This is a genomic window from Nocardia colli (assembly GCF_008704205.1).
GTDB classification, from domain to species: Bacteria; Actinomycetota; Actinomycetes; order Mycobacteriales; family Mycobacteriaceae; genus Nocardia; species Nocardia colli.
In genome coordinates this window covers 1-702 of record NZ_VXLC01000050.1, presented here as the reverse complement: position 1 = coordinate 702, position 702 = coordinate 1, and the positions used below count along the sequence as shown (strand labels likewise).

General features: G+C 67.9%; 1 pseudogene. It reads left to right on the top strand.

Features of this window, described 5'->3' with window-relative positions:
• Positions 1-171: 171 nt before the first annotated feature.
• Positions 172-702, top strand: a pseudogene (locus F3087_RS44775) (hypothetical protein); the annotation flags it as partial.

Sequence of the window (702 nt, the reverse complement as noted above, 5' to 3'; positions counted from 1 at the left end):
AGGACACCGCCGGAACATCCTTCACGATAGGGGACCCAGATTCTGGGTCCCCTATCGTCGTTTCAGCACGTTGCGTGCGGAAACTACGTTGCCGTGTCAGGCCCCCACCAAGACACGTGATTGAATTTGTGGGGCCCCGACCACTCTTGCGGACCTCAGAAAGGGATCACCGTGTCGGAACAGAACGACGACCGGAAGTCCTCCCCGCGCGGCGAGGGATCCGACCGCCCAGCTCAGGGCAGCGGTGGGGCCGCAGGCGACTCCTCCAAGAACCGCCCCGACCGCGAAAGCGGCCAGCGCGGCGGCTTCAAACGAAGCAACAATTCCGGCGATCGCAGCAGCTCCGGCGACTCCGCCGGCCGCAGCGGATTCAACCAGCGCGGCGACTCCGCCCAGCGCGGTAATTCAGGCGACCGATCCGGTTCCGGCGATCGCGGCGGCTACCAGCGCCGCGAGGGCTCCGGCGAGCGCGGTGGCTTCAACCGCGGCGGCGACTCGAGCTCGCGCGGCAACACAGGCGACCGCGGCGGCTTCAACCGCCGTGACGACGCTGGCACCTCCAACCGTGGCGGCGACTCGAACAGCCGCAGCGGCTTCAACCGCACCGGCAGCTCCAGCGACCGCGGTGGTTTCAACCGTGGCGGCGACTCGAATGAGCGCGGCGGATTCAATCGCAGCGGTTCGGGTGACCGTGGCGGATCT